The sequence below is a fragment of the Verrucomicrobium sp. BvORR106 genome, from assembly GCF_000739655.1.
GTDB lineage: Bacteria > Verrucomicrobiota > Verrucomicrobiia > Verrucomicrobiales > Verrucomicrobiaceae > Verrucomicrobium.
Window position 1 is genome coordinate 32,492 of the sequence record NZ_BATR01000168.1, and the last position, 17,797, is coordinate 50,288.

At 62.5% G+C, this 17,797-nt stretch carries 11 protein-coding genes and 1 pseudogene; 6 read left to right on the plus strand and 6 right to left on the minus strand.

From position 1 onward, the window contains the following. Nucleotides 1–15 precede the first annotated feature (15 nt). Together BV106_RS30505 and BV106_RS30510 are read right to left on the minus strand one after the other, a co-directional pair. Nucleotides 16–894 (minus strand): sugar phosphate isomerase/epimerase, encoded by an 879-nt coding sequence (locus BV106_RS30505; RefSeq protein WP_265596238.1) that lies wholly within the window; start codon nucleotides 892–894, stop codon nucleotides 16–18. Between the two features lie 80 nt (nucleotides 895–974). Further along, nucleotides 975–2,420: a PLP-dependent aminotransferase family protein gene (locus tag BV106_RS30510; RefSeq protein WP_038171222.1), complete on the minus strand. Its 1,446-nt coding sequence runs from the start codon at nucleotides 2,418–2,420 to the stop codon at nucleotides 975–977. 187 nt (nucleotides 2,421–2,607) lie between these two features. Here BV106_RS30510 and BV106_RS30515 point away from each other — a divergent pair, with 187 nt between their 5' ends. The 3 genes and pseudogenes from BV106_RS30515 to BV106_RS30520 all read left to right on the plus strand — a co-directional run bounded on the left by BV106_RS30515 (nucleotide 2,608) and on the right by BV106_RS30520 (nucleotide 4,206). Continuing rightward, complete coding sequence (locus tag BV106_RS30515) at nucleotides 2,608–3,153, plus strand: GNAT family N-acetyltransferase (protein ID WP_051946560.1); 546 nt, start codon at nucleotides 2,608–2,610, stop codon at nucleotides 3,151–3,153. 21 nt (nucleotides 3,154–3,174) lie between these two features. Beyond that, nucleotides 3,175–3,309 (plus strand): annotated as a pseudogene (locus BV106_RS38980) (GYF domain-containing protein); the annotation flags it as partial. Between the two features lie 102 nt (nucleotides 3,310–3,411). After that, nucleotides 3,412–4,206: a TIGR00266 family protein gene (locus BV106_RS30520; protein WP_038171256.1), complete on the plus strand. Its 795-nt coding sequence runs from the start codon at nucleotides 3,412–3,414 to the stop codon at nucleotides 4,204–4,206. A 107-nt stretch (nucleotides 4,207–4,313) separates the two neighbouring features. Here the strand turns inward: BV106_RS30520 and BV106_RS30525 are convergent, their stop codons facing one another. From BV106_RS30525 to BV106_RS30540, 4 genes are all read right to left on the minus strand, one after another. Next, nucleotides 4,314–5,675: a PQQ-dependent sugar dehydrogenase gene (locus BV106_RS30525; RefSeq protein ID WP_081892469.1), complete on the minus strand. Its 1,362-nt coding sequence runs from the start codon at nucleotides 5,673–5,675 to the stop codon at nucleotides 4,314–4,316. A gap of 345 nt (nucleotides 5,676–6,020) precedes the next feature. Then, on the minus strand, nucleotides 6,021–7,622 hold the full coding sequence (locus BV106_RS30530; RefSeq protein WP_038171224.1) for a fused MFS/spermidine synthase: 1,602 nt from the start codon (nucleotides 7,620–7,622) through the stop codon (nucleotides 6,021–6,023). A 135-nt stretch (nucleotides 7,623–7,757) separates the two neighbouring features. After that, entirely contained in the window at nucleotides 7,758–8,249 is a 492-nt protein-coding gene (locus BV106_RS30535; RefSeq protein ID WP_038171227.1) for a nuclear transport factor 2 family protein, read from the minus strand. A 10-nt stretch (nucleotides 8,250–8,259) separates the two neighbouring features. Continuing rightward, nucleotides 8,260–9,096 carry a ParB/RepB/Spo0J family partition protein gene (locus tag BV106_RS30540; protein ID WP_063768030.1) on the minus strand — a complete coding sequence of 279 codons (837 nt, stop codon included), beginning with the start codon at nucleotides 9,094–9,096 and terminating at the stop codon, nucleotides 8,260–8,262. 323 nt (nucleotides 9,097–9,419) lie between these two features. On the opposite strand from BV106_RS30540, the gene BV106_RS30545 reads away from it, so the two are divergent. From BV106_RS30545 to BV106_RS30555, 3 genes are all read left to right on the plus strand, one after another. Then, nucleotides 9,420–16,040 carry a hypothetical protein gene (locus tag BV106_RS30545; protein WP_038171230.1) on the plus strand — a complete coding sequence of 2,207 codons (6,621 nt, stop codon included), beginning with the start codon at nucleotides 9,420–9,422 and terminating at the stop codon, nucleotides 16,038–16,040. 186 nt (nucleotides 16,041–16,226) lie between these two features. Continuing rightward, nucleotides 16,227–16,814: a DUF883 domain-containing protein gene (locus tag BV106_RS30550; RefSeq protein ID WP_038171232.1), complete on the plus strand. Its 588-nt coding sequence runs from the start codon at nucleotides 16,227–16,229 to the stop codon at nucleotides 16,812–16,814. 61 nt (nucleotides 16,815–16,875) lie between these two features. Further along, a complete protein-coding gene (locus BV106_RS30555; protein WP_038171233.1) occupies nucleotides 16,876–17,250 on the plus strand; it encodes a hypothetical protein in 375 nt (124 codons plus the stop codon). Nucleotides 17,251–17,797 lie beyond the last annotated feature (547 nt).

A 17,797-nucleotide genomic window follows, 5' to 3' on the forward strand; every position in this document is an offset into this window, starting at 1 on the left:
TACCGAGTTACCGACTCACTTGGCCGCGTTCTTCTCGCCCCAAGCCTTCACGAAATCGATGCACTGTTTGATGTCGGGCACGTTGTCTTCCCACTTGTTCTCGTATTCCACGGAGATGTTGCCATCGAAGCCTTGAGCCTTGAGCTCGGCCAGGCAGCCAGCCACGTCGCTCACGCCGGTGCCGTAGATCTGGTCAGGGCCCTGTTTGCCGATTTCCTTGCGGTCTTTCAGGTGGCTGCTGATGATGCGGCCCTTGAGGATCTTCAGGCACTCGATGGGCTGAAGGCCGCTGGTGGCCCAGTGACCGGTGTCAGCGCAGGCACCGATGCGGGGGTCGCGATCCTTCACCAGCCCAAGCACGTAGTTGGGGTCCCAGAGCTGGTAGCTGCGGTCAAGCGGGCGCTTGGCATGCTCATGGTAGCCCACCTTGATGTCGAACTCCTTCACGCACTTCTCGATGGCGTCGATGTTCTTCACATCTTCGGTGGTGATGGCATAGAGGCCAAGCTTCTTGGCGAACTCAAAGATCTGACGCCACTCGGCCTCGTCCTTGCCGCCCACGACGCCGTAGTTCACGGCCTTGATCTTGTGCTGGGCCAGCTTGTCCTGAAGCGCCTTGAAGTCGGCGTCGTTCATGGTGTGGTGCAGCTTGCGATCTGGAGCCTCGGGGCTGAGCTTCTGGCCGGGATAGAACTCGATGACCGTAGCGCCGGCCTTCTCAGCCTTTTCAATGGCCTCGAACGCGGTGAAGCGGTTGAAGCTGTAGGCCTGGGGCCCGATGGCGAAGCCGCCCTGTTTGACTTCTTGCGGGATGGGATTGGCGGCAAAGAGGCTGCACATGACAGCCATCGTGCCCGCCGCGAGGAGGGAGAAATAACGGTGCGAAGTTTTCATGAGCGCCCAGCCCACCATTGACCGCCGGGGTTGTCAAGGCAGGTGCAGGGGAATCCCTCCGCAGTGAAAGAAGGCCGCTTTCAGGCCGTTTTGAGCTGTTGCACGGCGAGTCGGCCCAACGTGCCAATCGCCCGCTCCATCCGGGCATTCCAGACATGCGCACAGGAGAGGCGGATGAAGTTCCCAAACTCCTGCTTGGGAGAGAACATCGGGCCGGGGGCGATGCTGATCTTCTGCTCCAGAGCCGCGTCATCAAGCCGCAGGGCATCCACCCCCTTGGGCAACTCCACCCACAGGACGAAGCCCCCCTGCGGCTGGGTGATAGTGACGGGACCGGGGAACGACGCGGCTACTGCCTGGCGAAAGCGACCGATGTTGTCGGCATAAGTGCGCCGGATGGATCTCAGGTAGTGATCATAACCGCCATTGGCCAAAAACTCGGCCACGGCAAGCTCTGGCAGCGTGGCGGTAGCCAGGGTGCTGGTGAGCTTCAGCGCCTGGATCTCCTTGTAAAAACGGCCCGGCACGATCCAACCCACCCGGTACCCGGGGGCCAGCGTCTTGGAGAAGGAGCTGCAGAGAATCACCAGGCCCTTCCGGTCATAGGAAAGTGCGGTGCGCGGCCGGTGCTCGCCAAAGTACAGCTCGCCGAAGATGTCATCTTCGATGAGCGGGATTTCCCGTGCCGCCAGCAGCTCCACAAGGCGCTCCTTGTGAGCGTCCGGCATCAGGGAGCCCAGGGGATTGCTGAAATTCGGCACCGCTACGCAGGCCGCCACAGACCGGGTTTTCAGAACCTTTTCCAGGGCATCCAGATCCATGCCCGTGCGTGGATGCATGGGGATGCCCACCACCTTGAGCTGGAGCACCTCCAGCGCATGCAAGACACCGAAGTAGGCCGGCAACTCCACGGCGACCACGTCACCCGGCTTCGTGACGGCACGCAGCGCCAGCATGAGCGCCTCCGTGCCGCCGGAGGTGGTGATGATCTCATCCGGCGCGAGGTTGGCTCCTGCATCCACGGATCGGCGCGCGATCTCCCGACGCAACGCAGCAGAGCCGGGCGGCACATCATAGGACACAGCGCTGCGCCCATGACGTCTGGCCACGCCAGCGAGGATGCGATTGAGCTTCTCGACCGGCAGCAGTTCCGCCCCTGGCGCCGCGCCGCCCAGCGGCACAATGCCCGGAATGCGGCTGGCCTCAAAAAGGCGCGACTGCAAGCCTCCCACCGTCACCGCAGTCACCGCACTGCGGGGGCGGGAGACCTTGGGCTCCGCCACCGGTTTCAAGAGCTGCGGGCGGACAAAGAAGCCAGACTTGGGCCGGGCTTCGATGAGGCCCTGATCCTCCAGTGCCAGGTAGGCCTGAAGGACGGTGGTGATACTCACCCCATGCTGGCGACTGGCCTGCCGAACCGAAGGGATGCGGTCCCCCGGCCGCCAGGTACCACCACGGATAAGCCCCTCCACCTTCTGGCACACCTGCCGGTAGAGAGAGTCGTGATCGGAGGATTCGTGAATCATGCAACAGCGCCAGCTCCGGCGGAAGGAGATGGCGGTGAACCCGTTTGCCCTTCAGCGCAAGCCTCAGGCATTATACGCATGCATGTTGGCATTGGGAACCGGCATGAAGGCGGCAGGCCCGGCCTCTGGCCCCGCCTTGACTCCCCGTGACAGCGGGCGAGCGTGCTCCGGACACCTCTTCCCCTCTATGACTGAAGCACTGCCTCCCCTCAACGGGCCCATCCTGACGGAGCGGCTGCGGCTCCGCCCTTTCACCTTGGAGGATGCGCCGGTGACCCATCGCTGGTTCTCCGATCCAGAAGTGATGCACCACATCCCTGGTGGTCCGGACGCCACCCTGGAAGACACCCAGAACCGGATCTCGCGGTATCTCCAACATGGCCAGACTCACGGCTTCACGAAGTGGCTGGTCACGGATCGCACAACGGGGGAGCTGCTGGGCGATGGCGGACTCTACACGCTGCCCAATGACCCGCGCGTGGAACTGGGTTTCCGGTTCGCCCGCGAACACTGGGGCCACGGCTACGCAACGGAAATGGCCCGGGCGTGGATGGAGCAATACGCCATGATGCGCCCAGATGAGTCGCTCTACGGCATCGTCCTGCCGGATCATGTGCGCTCGCAGCACGTGCTCGAGAAGCTGGGTTTTGAACCCGTGGGGGAAGAGCAGGTCTATGGTCGCGTCATGAAAGTGTATCTACACCCCCATCGTGACACGCGATCAACCCTCTAAAAAACACCTTCAGATTCTGCCATGAGCAAGTGGTACTACCTCGGCAAACAAAACCAGCAACTCCAGACAGTCCAGACGGAACTGCCAGCCCTCGTGAAGCGGGGCGAACTGAGCCCGGCCACCCTCGTCTGGACGCCCGGCATGGGGCCCTGGACTCCCGCCAGCGAAGCTCTGCCCGCGCTTTTCCAATCCACCCCTCCCCCGGCACCTGCCAGCAGCGGATTTGGCGGACCGCCCCCGGTCCCTCAAGGGGGCAACCTGCCCCGCGCCCATGAGATCGACTACGAAATCATCGGCGACGATTTGCAGATCGTGGAGATCGAACTGGATCCCGGCGAGACTGTGATCGCCGAGGCGGGCGGGATGAACTACATGGAGGATGACATCCAGTTCGAGACCCGCATGGGCGACGGCTCACAACCCGGTGGAGGGTTCATGAGTGCACTGAAGAACATCGGGAAGCGAATGCTCACGGGAGAGTCCCTTTTCATGACGCACTTCACGCATCGAGGAAACACCGGGAAGCGGCGTGTGGCCTTCGCCGCGCCTTATCCAGGCAAAATCATCCCCATGCGGCTCTCCGAACTGGGCGGGGAAATCATCTGTGAAAAGGACGCATTCCTCTGCGCCGCACTGGGCACCGAGGTGGGTATTGCCTTTAACCGCAAGCTCGGCACTGGCTTCTTCGGCGGAGAGGGCTTCATCCTCCAGCGCCTGCGCGGGGACGGACTGGTCTTCGTTCATGCGGGTGGCACCATTGTGAAGAAGGAGCTGCGCGGCGGCACCCTGCGCGTGGACACCGGCTGCCTGGTGGCCATGACAAGCGGGATCAACTACGACATCCAGCGCGCCGGCAACCTCAAGAGCATGGTGTTCGGCGGGGAGGGGTTGTTTCTCGCAACCCTGAGCGGGCACGGCACCGTGTGGCTGCAGAGCCTGCCGTTCTCCCGTCTGGCTGACCGCATCCTGGCCAATGCCCCCAGCGCGGGCGGGTCCTCCACCGGTGAGGGCTCCGTCCTCGGCGGCCTGGGCCGGATGCTGGATGGGAAGTGAGAGAGGGAGAAGAGAAAAGGGGCAGGTGAAGGCCTGCCCCTAAGATTCAAAGCTCAAACTCCAAACTTCAAACCTCAAACCTCAAGCCGCTCGTACTGACACACTGATCAGCCCGCGGGCGTGAGCGTATAGAGTGCTCCTTCCTGCGACAGGATGACCACTTCGCCAGCCGCATCCGGGGCGATCATCGTGGGATTGAAGGGGCGCTCCTTGTCATCTGGCCGGCGGAAGAGGACGAGGCGCTCCTTCACCTTTTTCGAGTCCGGGTCATAGCGCAGGGCCCAGACCACTCCGCTGCCCCAGTCAGCATAGATGTAACAACCCTGAAGCTGCGGCAGCCGCTCCCCGCGGTACATGAATCCACCCGTCACGCTGATGCCTTCCGCATGCGTGTAGGCGAAGACTGGATCCACGTAGTTCTGATCTGGCAGAAACGGCTGCAGATGGAACGTGCTGGCCCGTGGGCCGTCATGGTCGCTCCAGCCGTAGTTCGCGCCTTTCTTGACGAGGTTGATCTCCTCCCAGATGTCCTGCCCCACATCGGCCAGCCAGAGGTCACCGCCGTCCGTATCGAAGCTGAAGCCCCACGGATTGCGCAGACCCAGCGCCCAGATCTCCGGACGCACTTCCTGCTTGTCCACGAAGGGGTTGTCCTTAGGGATGCCGTACGGGAGATTTCCGGTCCGCTCATCGACATCGAGTCGTAGCATCTTCCCATAGAGGACAAACGGATTCTGCGCGAGACGGTAGGGATCATCGCGCAGACCGCCATCGCCGATCGCGACGTAAAGCATGCCGTCCGGACCAAAGGCCAGGCCACCGGCAAAATGGTTCGCCATGGGGTGAGGCAGTTCCAGGATCACGCGCTCGGAGGCGGGATCCGCCTTCAGGGGTTGCCCGGGCAGACACTCCATCTCACTGATCACCGTCCGGCGGGGCTCCGTCGTGGAATAGGAGATGTAGAACTTTCCGTTGGTCGCATACTTGGGATGAAAGGCCAGCCCATGGAACCCTTCCTCAAAGAGGAATGCCCCTTTCAGCTGCTCGCGAAAGTCGAGGAACAACTGAGGGTCCCCCACCACATCATTCTTGGGCAGCACCCAGACTTCCCCACGCTGCTGCATCACGACCTCCCGCGGGGCATCGCATGGCAGCACGGCCATGGCCACCGGGCAGTCGAACTTGTGCGTCACATGCAGACGCTGCAAGGCGTACACCGCCATCGCATCCTCCGTAGGCACGCTGGTCTGGATGCCGCTGGTGCTCAGGCCCGCGCCTGGTGTCAACGCATTGGCTGTGGGATTGGCCTGACTGTCGCCAGGCCCCAAGGATTCAGGTCGCTCTGCACGACCAATCGACAACAGTTCCTCCGGAATCGCATCCGCCGCCTGCAAGACGCCTGCTGTTCCCATGGTCGCTGCCAGCAGACCACCCAAGACACGGCATGATAGAGCTTTTGAGGTTGGCATCGCGCATCATGCGAGCCATCCCCATGCCATGTAAAGTGAGGAACAATTCACGGCATTTCTTAGCTTGTCGAACGAATGCGGAATTACGGCAAGGCAAAATCACCTCTTTCAAAAAAAGTGTAAACCGGCGGGAAAATTTGTGGGCGTGGGTTTAACCAAAGAGGCACAGAGAGCACAGAGGACTGATTTTTAGACAGAATTAACAGAATTTACAGAATTAAAGTTCCATCAAACCATTGATAATGAGAGACTTAACAAAGAGGACTCCAACACAACTCCTTGCTCTGTGTTCTCTGTGCCTCTGTGGTTAAATCCCGCCTCCGCTGCCCCTCACCATGCCCTTCATCACTTGAGCAGCTGCCGCGCGATGATCGCGTCCACGGGATTCCAGTCGTCAGTCATCAGTTTCCCCTCAGTGCCCATCGGCAGCTGATTGGCGGGGATGCGGCGGGCGAGCAAGGGGTACTGCCAGGAGCCGGGCAGGTGAATTGCGTCCTCGATCCAGGGTTTCCAGCTTTCCTGAGAGGCGAGGAGGATCACGTTCTGGGAGTGGACCCGGGCACCGCCGACTGCGAACACTTCCACGTGGGGGAAGACGCTGCGCACGGTGGTCAGGATGTATTCCAGGAGCTCGGCACGATCCCCTTCCACAGCGGAGATCACGTTCATCATGAACACGCCCTTGGGGCTGAGGCGGCTTTTGATTTCGCCAAAGAATTCCTGAGTGACCAGATGGGCCGGGATGTGGCGGACGCCGTTGTAGGCATCGCCGAAGATCAGATCATACCCACCCTCGCAGTCCTTGAGGAACCGGCGGGCATCGGCGGCATGGGCCTGCACGGAGGGATGCTCATCCAGCTTGAAAAACTGACGCCCGGTCTGAATGACGGCGGGATCGATCTCTGCCACATCCACGTGCGAGCCGGGCACCAGGCGGGAGAGCTCCTGGGGCATGCCGAAGGCCCCTGCCCCAATGAAGAGAGCGCGCTTCAGGGGAAGATTCTCGTTCAGCTGGGCCAGGCGCCAAAACTTCTGGTACTCCAGCACCAGACCGCCGTCTTTCATGCGCATGCCGCCCTCCATGGTGGAGTCCAGCTTGAGGAAGCGCTCCTTGGAGCCTGCGCTATCACGCTCTACAACCTCGATCTGGTGGTAGAAAGAGCTGGCCCGGTGCAGGGTGGTCATCCCTGGCTCCGTCGTGGTGCCCTCTGCGGTGGAACTCACCAGCGCGGCCAGAACGGTCACCGCCACCGTGGAAAGCTGGACCTTGACCGACTTGCGAGCCATCCAGAAAGCCAGGAGGGACAGCAGAAGCAGCACCACCCCAGAGCCAAGGAAAATCGACTTCACCCCGAAGGCGGAGAGCAGGAAGAATCCAGAGAGGAAAGTACCCACGAAGCTGCCCAGAGACCCTAGCATGCTGATCACCCCGGCAGCCACGCCCACGTGCTCATCCTTGGCCGCCATGCTGTAGAACCGCACGCTGGCCGGAGACACGGCACCCAGCAGAATGCCTGGGATGGCGAAGAGGAAGAGGGAAATGAAGACCGGCCCGGCGATGAGACCGCCCTTGGACAGGGAGGGGCTCAGCACGCTGCTGAGCGCGGGGATGAACATGGTCAGCACGGCCGCCCCTGCCAGCAGCGCGCCCAGCAGATCCAGCCGGGAGAACTTGTCCGCGAGATATCCACCCAGATAGCCCCCGACACTGAGGGCCACCAGCACCACGCCGATCAGCGCCGTCCAGGTATAGATGCTGTTGCCAAAACTGGGAGCCAGCAGCCGGTTGGCTGCGATCTCGATGACCATGATCGACGCCCCAGAGAAGAAGCAGATCAGCCCGAGCAGCCACCGGGTGGCGCGGGAGTGACTGGCGATCGCTGCCGCAGTGGCAGCATCAGCCTTGGTGGAACCGCTTTTCACAGATGAGGCAGAAGGGATGGCCATGAAGGAGGGGGTGAGAAATGGAAACGAGGGCACCAGATGCCCGCTGGGACAGGCGCTCCACCAAAGCGGGGACTGCTCCCATCGCAAACTGAAGTTGCCAGTAGCTAAGCGGTAAGAAAGAGACCGGGCGGAGCCCTACTCCCCGTAGAAAACGAGGCTCACGATCTTCCACCCGCCTGAGGCTTCCTTCTTCAAGGTGAAAAGATCAGAACCCCGCTCCTCCTTGCTGCCCTTGGTGAGCACCCAGGTCACATAGGCCTGCACGCCCTTGGCATCGCCCTGGATGGTCATGGTCACCGGCTTCTCCGTCATCGGCGTGCTGGCCATCTCATGCGCCAGCTTCTGTCCGTGAAGGAAGTCCGTGAGGCCCTGACTGACCACTGAGGGTCCGTCCAGGACAAAAACTCTGGCCTGAGGATGGAAGCAGGCACCATAGCCCTCCATGTCCCGGGCAGACCAGGTGGAGAAGTAGCGCTCCAGGAACTTCCGCACCTCTGCATCATCCGGGTGGGCCTGGGCCTGGGCGCGACAGCCCGACAGCAAGGCCGTAGCCAGCAACAGGCTGACAGCCAGAAAGGAGCTCACTCCCGTACGCCGCTGACGCAGCCAGATCAGAACCTTGCGCATCGGCTTGAGATCAACTTCCGAAGTCTGCTTCCTCCACTCCCATCAGGGCCAGCAGGCGGTTGAGATCCTCCACCCCATAGTAGTCCAGCTCCAGGCGTCCTTTCTTCTCCCCGTGATGCACGGTGGCAGAGGTGGAGAAGTGCCGGGTGAGACGCTGCTCCACGGCCTGCAGCGCGATCTTGAGCTCTGCGTCGGGTGAGGCGGGCTTGGCCTTCGGCGCGGGCGGGTTCAGGATGCTCTCCACCAATTTCTCGGTGGCACGCACACTGAGCCCCTTGTCCAGCACCATGGCGCAGGCGGCCTCCATGTCGTCAGAGGACTTCAGACCCAACACCACCTTGGCATGCCCCGGGGTGAGGCGGCCCTCACGCAGGTGCTGTAGAGAGGCAGCGGGCAGTTCCAGCAGGCGGATGGCATTGGCCACCGTGGCGCGGTTCTTGCCCACGCGCTGGGCGATGTCTTCCTGACGCAGGTTGAACTCCTTGCTCAGGCGCACGTAGGCCTGCGCTTCTTCCACCGGATTGAGATTCTCACGCTGAAGGTTCTCAATCAGCGCCATCTCCAGCACGTCCTTGTCAGAGGCGGTGCGGACGATCACGGGCACTTCACTCAGTCCCAGCTCACGGCTGGCACGCCAGCGCCGCTCACCTGCGATGAGTTCAAACTTATTGGCCACCAAGCGCACAATGAGCGGCTGGATGATCCCGTGCTCGCGGATGGAATCCATCAGCTCATGCAACTGCTCCGGGGCAAACTCTTTACGGGGCTGCAGCGGACTGGGCACCACCTCGTCCAGCGGGACCTTGCGGACTGACTCGCCTGGCGCGGGCTGGGGAGTGAAGGGCATGCTATTCCCCGCGGGAGGAGGAGTCCCCGCTTTTCCAATCAAGGCTCCGAGGCCTTTGCCTAGCGCTGCTTTTGCCATAAGGGGCGAGACTATCTCATCACGCCGCCAAAGCAAGCCTGTCGAACAGGTTCGCCAAAACAGGAAACTTCACTTCCGCGTGTCGCAAGCCCAGTCAGACCGACATCCATCGGCGGTGAGCATGATCGCATCTCATGCCGCGCCCGGTGGGGAGGACCGCTCATCACCAAAGGGTTCTCTTTTTTACACGATTAATTCATAATCATCCGCCACCTGCGTCATGCAGGAACGCCATCCTTACTTTCATGAGCACGACATCCCTACCCCCTCTCGTCCTCGCCCTGTCCCTTTCGATCCTCTCCTCTGCGCCCCTTGCTGCGCAGAGTGGCAATGAGATCGGATTCGTAGAAAAGTTCGCCCTCGCCCAGGACCGCGAGAAAGTGCTGAATGAACTGGTTCCCGGATCTGAGGACTACTACTTCTACCACGCCCTTCATTATCAACACACCCGGAATGCGGCCCGGCTGGCCGACATCATGGCGGAGTGGCGGAAACGCTTCCGGGACGATTCCGAACTGCGGAAAGTCATCGAGAACCGGGAGGCGCTCCTGAACTACGGCACGGACCCGCAGCAGACGCTGACCTTTCTGAAGCACAAGTTCGGCCTGGAGTTCCAGCACTCGCAGGAAGCCCGCGACAAAAAGCCCGACCTGCCCAGCGCTCTGGATGCCGCCCGGGTGACGCGGTCCGCGTTCGAAAAGAACGCTCTGAACCACAGCCCCAATCTCGAAGGGTTCGGTGTCGCCGCCCTGGAAAGCCTGATCCGGAACAAGGCCACCCTCACGCCCTCGCAACGCCGCACTGCGCTGGGCCGCATCCAGCGCCCTGACCTGCCCGGGCTGGTGGAAGTCATTCATGCCGATCTGACCAGTCGTGATTCAGGCGGGTTTGGCTCCCTGGCCATCCACCGGGCGCTGACGCTGGCGCAGCTGGATGCCCTGGTGAAGCTCATGCCGGAGCTGGGAAACAACACCAAATATGTGCACCAGCGCATGCGGAAGCTGGCCCCCTCCGCGGACGTGAATCTGGATGACGATGACACTGAGCGCGAAGCCTGGCTGGACCGGACCTGGGCCTATGCCGCCACGCTCCCGCCTGCGTTCAACACGCTGAAGGCCCGCATCCTGTTTCACCGTCTGGAGCATGACCGGGCCAAGGGGCTCTACGATCAGGAGCGCTTCCTCCAGTACCTGAAGCTCCCCCGCCAGGCGCCCTATGTGAGCCCGCGCCTGCTGGAGCAGGTGCCCGCCCAGAACCAGCTCAACAACCTGAACATGGATCTGAGCGAGCCGCTGCTGGACAGCCCGCCTCCCCGCGGGGACGAGAGCCTGGTGCGCGACTATTTCCTGCAACTCTTCACCCGTGCCGGACAGCCGGCGGATGATGTGGACACCACCCTGGCCCCCTGGACCCAGTACGTGCGGGAGTCCTGGCTGAAGCCGCTCTATGCGGAGGCCATGATCCTGGCCGGCCAGGGCAATCCGGAGCGCTGGGCCGCCCTGCTCACCCCCACCGCCTACCAGCAGCTGAAGGACCGCGTGGACATTGAGTTCCCCTCCTCCAATGCGCGGCTCTTCCAGGCCGGTGAGGACATCCGCTTCGACGTGCTGTTGAAGAACACCCCGGGGCTGATCGTGAAGATCTATGAGATCAACCAGCTGAATTACTTCCTCTCCCAGAACCGGCAGCTTAACACGGACCTCAATCTGGACGGCCTGGTGGCCAACCAGGAAAGCACCCGCAGCTATCAGAACGGGCCCTTCCTCCGCAAGCGGGAGACCTTCACCTTCCCCGAGCTCAAGGGGAAACGCGGGGCTTGGGTGATCGAGTTCATCGGCGGTGGCCGCAGCAGCCGCGCCCTGGTGCGGGTGGGGCAGTGGCAGGTGCTGCAGCGCCCCGGCCCCGGAGGCGACTACCTGGTGGTCCTGGATGAAAAGGGCGCGCCTGTGACGGATGCCGTGGCCTGGCTCGATGGGCGCAAGCTCACCCCGCAGGAAAAGCTGGGCGGTGCCATCCTGGTCCCCTTCACCGCGAAGCCGGGCATCAAACCGGTGGTACTGGCAGACGCCCAAGGGACCTTTGCCTCCCTGGCCAAGTTCGAACATCACGCGGAAGAGCCCCAGTTCACCGCGCAGTTCCATCTCACGCGGGAGCAGCTCCTGGCAGGCCGGGAGGCCACGCTCGCCGTGCGCCCCTCACTCATGCTTGGCGGCACCCACGTGGCCCCGTCCGCCCTGCTGGAGCCCAAGCTGACCCTGACGACCCGCACCCTGGATGGCATCACCACCACCCACGAGGTGAAGGACCTGAAGCTCAATGCCACCAGCGTGCTCGCCCACACCTTCGTGGTGCCGAACCGGCTGGCCCAAGTCACCGCCGCCCTCAGCGCCAGCGTCGAGCTCTTCAGCCAGGGGGGTGAGAAACGCCAGCTGATGGCCAGCCGCACCTGGGAGATCAACACCCTGGACAAGACGGATGCCATCTTCGCCGGTCGCTTCTCAGAAATGGCCGGGCGTCATTTCTTCGAACTCCTGGGCAAGAACGGCGAACCCTTGGCCGATCGCCAGGTGGCCTTCACCTTTACGCATCCTGATTTCACCTCCACCCTCGATCTGGCCCTCCGCACGGATGAAAAGGGACGCGTTGATCTGGGCACCCTCTCTGATGTCGGCACCATCTCCGCCCAATGCCCGGATGGACAGCAGGTGGGCTGGCAGAATCAGGTGTATCAGCGCACGTGGCCATCCGTCATTCAGGCCGCTCAGGGAGAGACACTGCGCATCCCCGCTCCGGCTGGCTTCACGGGTGCTGACGGCGGCGTCTCCCTGCTGGAGACCCGGGCGGGCACCTTCGCCGCGGATCGCAGCGCCAGCGCCACCGTGCGCGATGGCTTTGTGGTGGTGGAAGGACTGTCCCCAGGTGATTACTCACTGCAGCTCCGTGGCGCACCGCCAGTCCAGTTGGACCTGCGCATCTCTGCGGGCAAGCCGGTGGGCGGCTGGTTGCTGGGCAGGCATCGCCAGCTGGAGCTCAAGGGCAGCAAGATGCTGCAAATCACCGGCGTCACCACGGAGCCGGACTTCGTGACGGTGAAGCTCGCCAACGTCAATCCCTTCACCCGGGTGCACGTGACGGCCACCCGGTTCGAGGAGACATCCACCCTCTTCAGCAGCCTGGGCGGCTTTCCCCGGTTCGGTGCCTCCATCACCTCTCCCCCGCAGCTTCCGGCACTGTATGCCGCTGGTCGCGAGATTGGGGACGAGTACCGCTACATCCTGGAGCGACGCCGAGCCAAGACCTTCGCCGGCAGCATGCTGCCCCGTGCGGAACTGCTGCTGAACCCCTGGCAGACACGTGAAACCAGCCTCACGGAGCTGGAGATGGCCACAGGCCAGGCCGCCAGCTCCACCCTGGGCGGGCGGGATGGTGCCCTGCGCAAGGCCCGGGCGGAGAACGCCCCCCGCGGCAGCGCGGCGGGCCTCCCCGGCACTCAGGACGGGAACCTGGACTTCCTCGCCCTCAGCGCCCCCACCCACTACAACCTGGTGCCCGATCAGGCAGGCGTGGTCCGCATCCCCAAGAAAGACCTGGGGGATCGCCAGGACCTGCAGATCTATGCGGAGGACCTGGAGAACGCGGTCTGGCAGAAGCTCTCCCTCCCTGAAGCGGGCACCAAGCTCCGTGACGAGAGGCTCACGCGTAACCTCACCCCCACCAGCCCGTTCACGGAGACCAAGGAAACTACGGTGCTGCAGAAAGGCCAGTCCCTGGTGCTGGAGGACATCCTCACCAGTGAGGTGGAAAGCTACGACACCCTGGGCGGCGTGTACTCCCTGCTGAAGACGCTCAATGCAGACGCCCATGTGGCCGAGTTTGCCTGGATCCTGCAGTGGCCCAAGTTCAGCGATGCGGAAAAGCGGGCCAAGTACGGAGAGCACGCCTGCCATGAGCTGCATCTGTTCCTGGCCAAGAAGGATCCCGAGTTCTTCACCGCCGTGGTCAAGCCCTACCTCGCCAACAAGAAGGACAAGACCTTCATGGATGACTTCCTCCTGGAGTCGAAGCTGGACAGTTACCTTGAACCCTGGCGCTATGCCCGGCTCAATGTGGTGGAGCGCGCCCTGCTGGCCCAGCGCCTGCCCGGTGAAGCTGCCCGTGCGGCCCGCCATCTGCAGGAGTCCTGGGAACTGCTCCCTCTCAATCCCGAGGCTCAGGACACGTACTTCGAGACCGCTCTGCGGGGCCGCTCGCTCGATGGTACCGACAAGTCGTCCCTCTGGGCCGACGCTGAGACCAGCAAGTCCGCGGCTCTAGCCCTGGACTCCCCCTCACCGGCCCCGGCGCCGACGACCTCACCGGCGGCCCCTGCTGACAACTTCAGCAGCGTCTCCGGACGGCTCTCCGGTATCGCAGACCCTGCCGCCCCGGCCATCAGCCAGCCCGCAGCACGCGGCCTCTCCGTAGCAGGCAAAAAAGACTCTGCGGGTGAAGAGCTGGAACTGCGGGATCTGGCGGAGAAGCAAAAAGAGCAGGCAGGACGCGAGCGGTTGGTCGCCGAAGCCAAGCCCATCGAGTTGACGGTGGGCTATGACAGCCAGTACGCCTATGCCGGGGTGGCCCTGCAGGCAGACGCACGCCAGCTGGCACGCGCCTATTTCCGCGAACTTGGACCGGCCCGGGAGTGGGCGGAGAACAACTACTACAAACTCCGCCAGTCCGAGCAAAACGCCACCCTGGTGACGGTCAATGCGTACTGGCGCGACTTTGCGGCCTGGATTGCAGAAGGTTCCAAGGGCCCGTTTGTCTCGCCCCACGTGGCTGAGGCCAGCCGGAACTTCACTGAGATCCTTCTGGCCCTCGCCGTGCTCGATCTGCCCTTCGACGCCCCCAAGCATGCTACGAAGACGGAGGGACGCCGCTTTGAGTTCACCGCCAGCGCCCCGGTGCTGGTGTTTCACAAGCAGATCCGCCCTGCCCCGGCAGCCAATGACCAGTCGGCCGGCCAACTGCTGGTCTCCCAGTCCTTCTTCCGCGCGGACGAACGCTTCCGCCAGGAGGGCAACGAGATGTTCCAGAAGAACGTCACCGATGAATTCCTGACCGGCACGGTTTATGGAGCCAACATCGTGGTGACCAATGCCACCAGCAGCCGGATCAAGGCAGAGATCCTGCTGCAGATCCCCCAGGGTGCCCTCCCCGTCCGCGGGAGCAAGGCCACCCAGTCGGTGAGACTGCCGCTGGAGCCCTACACCACCACGACGCGGGAGTACTACTTCTACTTCCCCACTCCTCCAGCACAGGCTGGCGGGAAGTTCGCCCACTATCCAGTGCACGTGGCCACGGGTGGCAAGGAGGCGGGCAAAGCCCCGGTCTTCTCCTTCAACGTCGTGACCCAGCTCTCCGGTGTGGACAAGGCCTCCTGGGACTATGTCTCCCAGTATGCCACGGATGCGGAGGTGTTCGCCTATCTGGGGCAAAACAACATCCAGCGCGTGGATCTGGGCCGCATCGCCTGGCGCTGCCGCCAGAGTGCGGACTTTTACCGTCAGGTCATCAAGGTGCTGGCGGAACGCCATGTCTGGGATGACACGCTGACCAGCTACGCCCTGTACCACAATGACACGCCCACTCTGGGTGAGTGGCTCAAGCATCATTACTCGGAGGAGTTCGGCCCGGTTCTGGAATCCCCCCTGGTGAAGTTTGGTCCGCTGGAGTTCGATCTCTATGAGCACCTGGAATACAGCCCGCTCATCAACCAGCGCGCCCACCGGCTCGGCAGGGAGTGGCGGATCGCCAACGAGGAGGTGCTGGAGCAGTACCAGAAGCTTCTGGGCACCCTCTCCTTCAAACCCACCCTGAACAGTGCGGACAACCTGGCGGTCGTTTATTTCCTCTTCCTCCAGGACCGCGTGGAGGAGGCTCTGGACAGGCTCAAGGCAACCCCGGGACAGGATCTCGCCACCAGAATCCAGCTCGACTACTTGCGCTGCCAGGCGGCCTTCTATGAGGGAGACACCGCCACGGCACGGACCGTGGCTGCCACCTATCGCGACCATCCGGTGCCCCGGTGGAAACAGCGCTTCGGCGAGGTACTCTCCCAGCTGGATGAAATCGATGGCAAAGCGCCAGCAGTTTCTCCAGATGGCGTACCCGCGCCGCCAGATCGCAATCGTCAGCAGGGCGAACTGTCGGCCACGGAGCCGGGCTTTGAGTTCAAGGTGGAAAACCGGACCATCTCGCTCAACTGGCATCGTCTGTCCCAGGTCACGGTGAACTACTATCTGACGGATCCTGAGTTCAGCTTCAGCAGCAATCCCTTCGTCAGCGAAGACGCCAGCCGGTTCAGCGTGATCAAACCGAACCAGAGCGTCGCTGTCACCTTGCCCGCTGACAAGGACACCCTCAGCATCCCGCTGCCGGAAGCCTACTCACGGGCCAACCTCCTGGTGGAGATCATGGGTGCTGGTCAGCGCAAGACGCAGGCCTACCATGCCAACACGCTCAAACTCGCGGTGACAGAGAACTACGGACGGCTGGAGGTGCGCGACAGCGGCACGGACAAACCGATCGCCAAAGGCTATGTGAAGGTGTATGCCCGGCTGAAGAACGGCACCGTGAGGTTCTTCAAGGACGGCTATACGGATCTCCGCGGGAGATTCGACTACGCCAGCCTCAACGGCACCAGCGCCGGACAGCCCGTGCCGCCCCCCATGCCGCAGGCACGTCAGGCCGGAGCCTCAGGCAATGGACTGGATCACCAGATGCTCAAGCCCACCGAGCTGAATGCCGTGGAGAAGCTCTCCATCCTGGTGCTCACGGACGCCAACGGAGCCCAGGTTCGAGAAGTCACTCCTCCGGCGCAATAGCCGCCCCTTCCGGCACGCGGAAGTTGACCGCATCCGCCGGTTCTCACTCAGCCAGCATTCGGGGCGGGATCATTCGTGATCCCGCCCCATTTCTTTCGGATGAGACGGAACCCCTCCCACGGGAGCCTGCGCCTCGCGCTCCCATCCAGAAGGGACCAGCCGTCCCGCGGCACGCGATACAGGGATATGAAAGACGAACTTCCATCTCCCCTCAATGAGCTCCCGGAAAAGGCCGGAGAAATCGCCCAGCAGGCGTCCACCGCCACCCGCGAGGCCCTCGCCACCGCCCGGGACCGGGCAGGAGCAGCCCTGGCCACCGCCCGGGAAAAGACCAACGAGGCCATGCATGTGGCACGTGATCGCGCGTCAGAGGCCTACGGCGTAGCCCGCGAACGCACCCAGCAGGCCCTGCACACCGCCAAGGACAAGACGAACGAAGCCCTGACCCACAGCGGCAACTATGTGAAGGAGAACCCCATTCCCGCGCTCTTGGGCGCCCTGGCCGTAGGCATCGTGGTGGGGGTCCTCATCAGCCGCAAGGAAGAGGAGCGCACCTTCCGCCAGCGCTTTGCTGAAGATCCTGTCAATACCGCACGAGGTGCCGTTTTCGCCGCCTTGGCCCCCATTGCCGAAAAGCTGCACGATCAGTATGATATGGCCCGCTCCGGTGCACAACATGCTGTCGACAGGATCAACACGCGCCAGAACCGGCGGGCGGTGGACGATATCCTCTCCCAGGCCCGTCGCACCGCCAGCCAGTTCAAGTTCTGGTAGTCGCGACATCGTCATCTGGCACCCACTCGTCTGATTCAATCCATTCCATCTCATCCCAGTTATGAGCCTTCCCCAATCTTCCCTTCAGCCTGAGTCCGTGTTGAAGTCCATCGACCGCGGCGTGACCGGCTTCCTGAATGAAGCCCAGGACACGGTGCGACGGCAGTACGCCGAAGTCGAGGACACTGTGCGCCGGTCCCCGGCAGCATCCCTTGCTACCGCAGTAGCCGTGGGCTACTTCCTGCACCGATTGCCGCTCCGGGCGATCATCAATGCCAACCTTCGGATCGTCTCCGCCCTGGCTCCACCGGCCCTCTTCCTCTTTGGCGCTGCCAAGGTGTATGAAATGGTCAAAGAAGAGTCCGAGGCCGCCCGACTGCGGAGGGAGTTCGACCTCAACTCCTCCCCAACCGCTGCGCCGCCCTATGTGGACTGAGTAATTCTAAAACTATCCGCCTCGCCTCCTTTTTCGCTCCTCTGTTGGAGCGAGGAAAGGAGGCTTTTTTATGATTCTGCAACACCATCAACACCCTATTTCCAAGTTACGCCAAGAAAGACCCCCTGCATTTCTCCGTGAACCTCCCAAAAGGGTGTTGATGGTGTTGCAGAGAGACAAATCCCCCTGATGTCTCACACGGTGACGTCTTGTTTCACCTGCCATATCCTCAACTACCACTTCGCCCCCCACCGGTCTTTGACCACCAACCGTCCAGCGCCAGTGTAGTTGACGACGTGAGGAGACACTAACTTCCCGGTCTATGGCAGGTGCAGCCGATGAATGATCCATCCGCCCAACGCTCTTTCCTGCAACACCATCAACACCCTATTTCCAAGTTACGACAAGAAAGACCCCTGCATTTCTCGGTGAACTTCCCAAAAGGGTGTTGATGGTGTTGCAGTGAGACAAATCCCCCTGATGTCTCACACGGTGACGTCTTGTTTCGCCTGCCATATCCTCACCTTCGCTGCCACGCGGGGCCGGA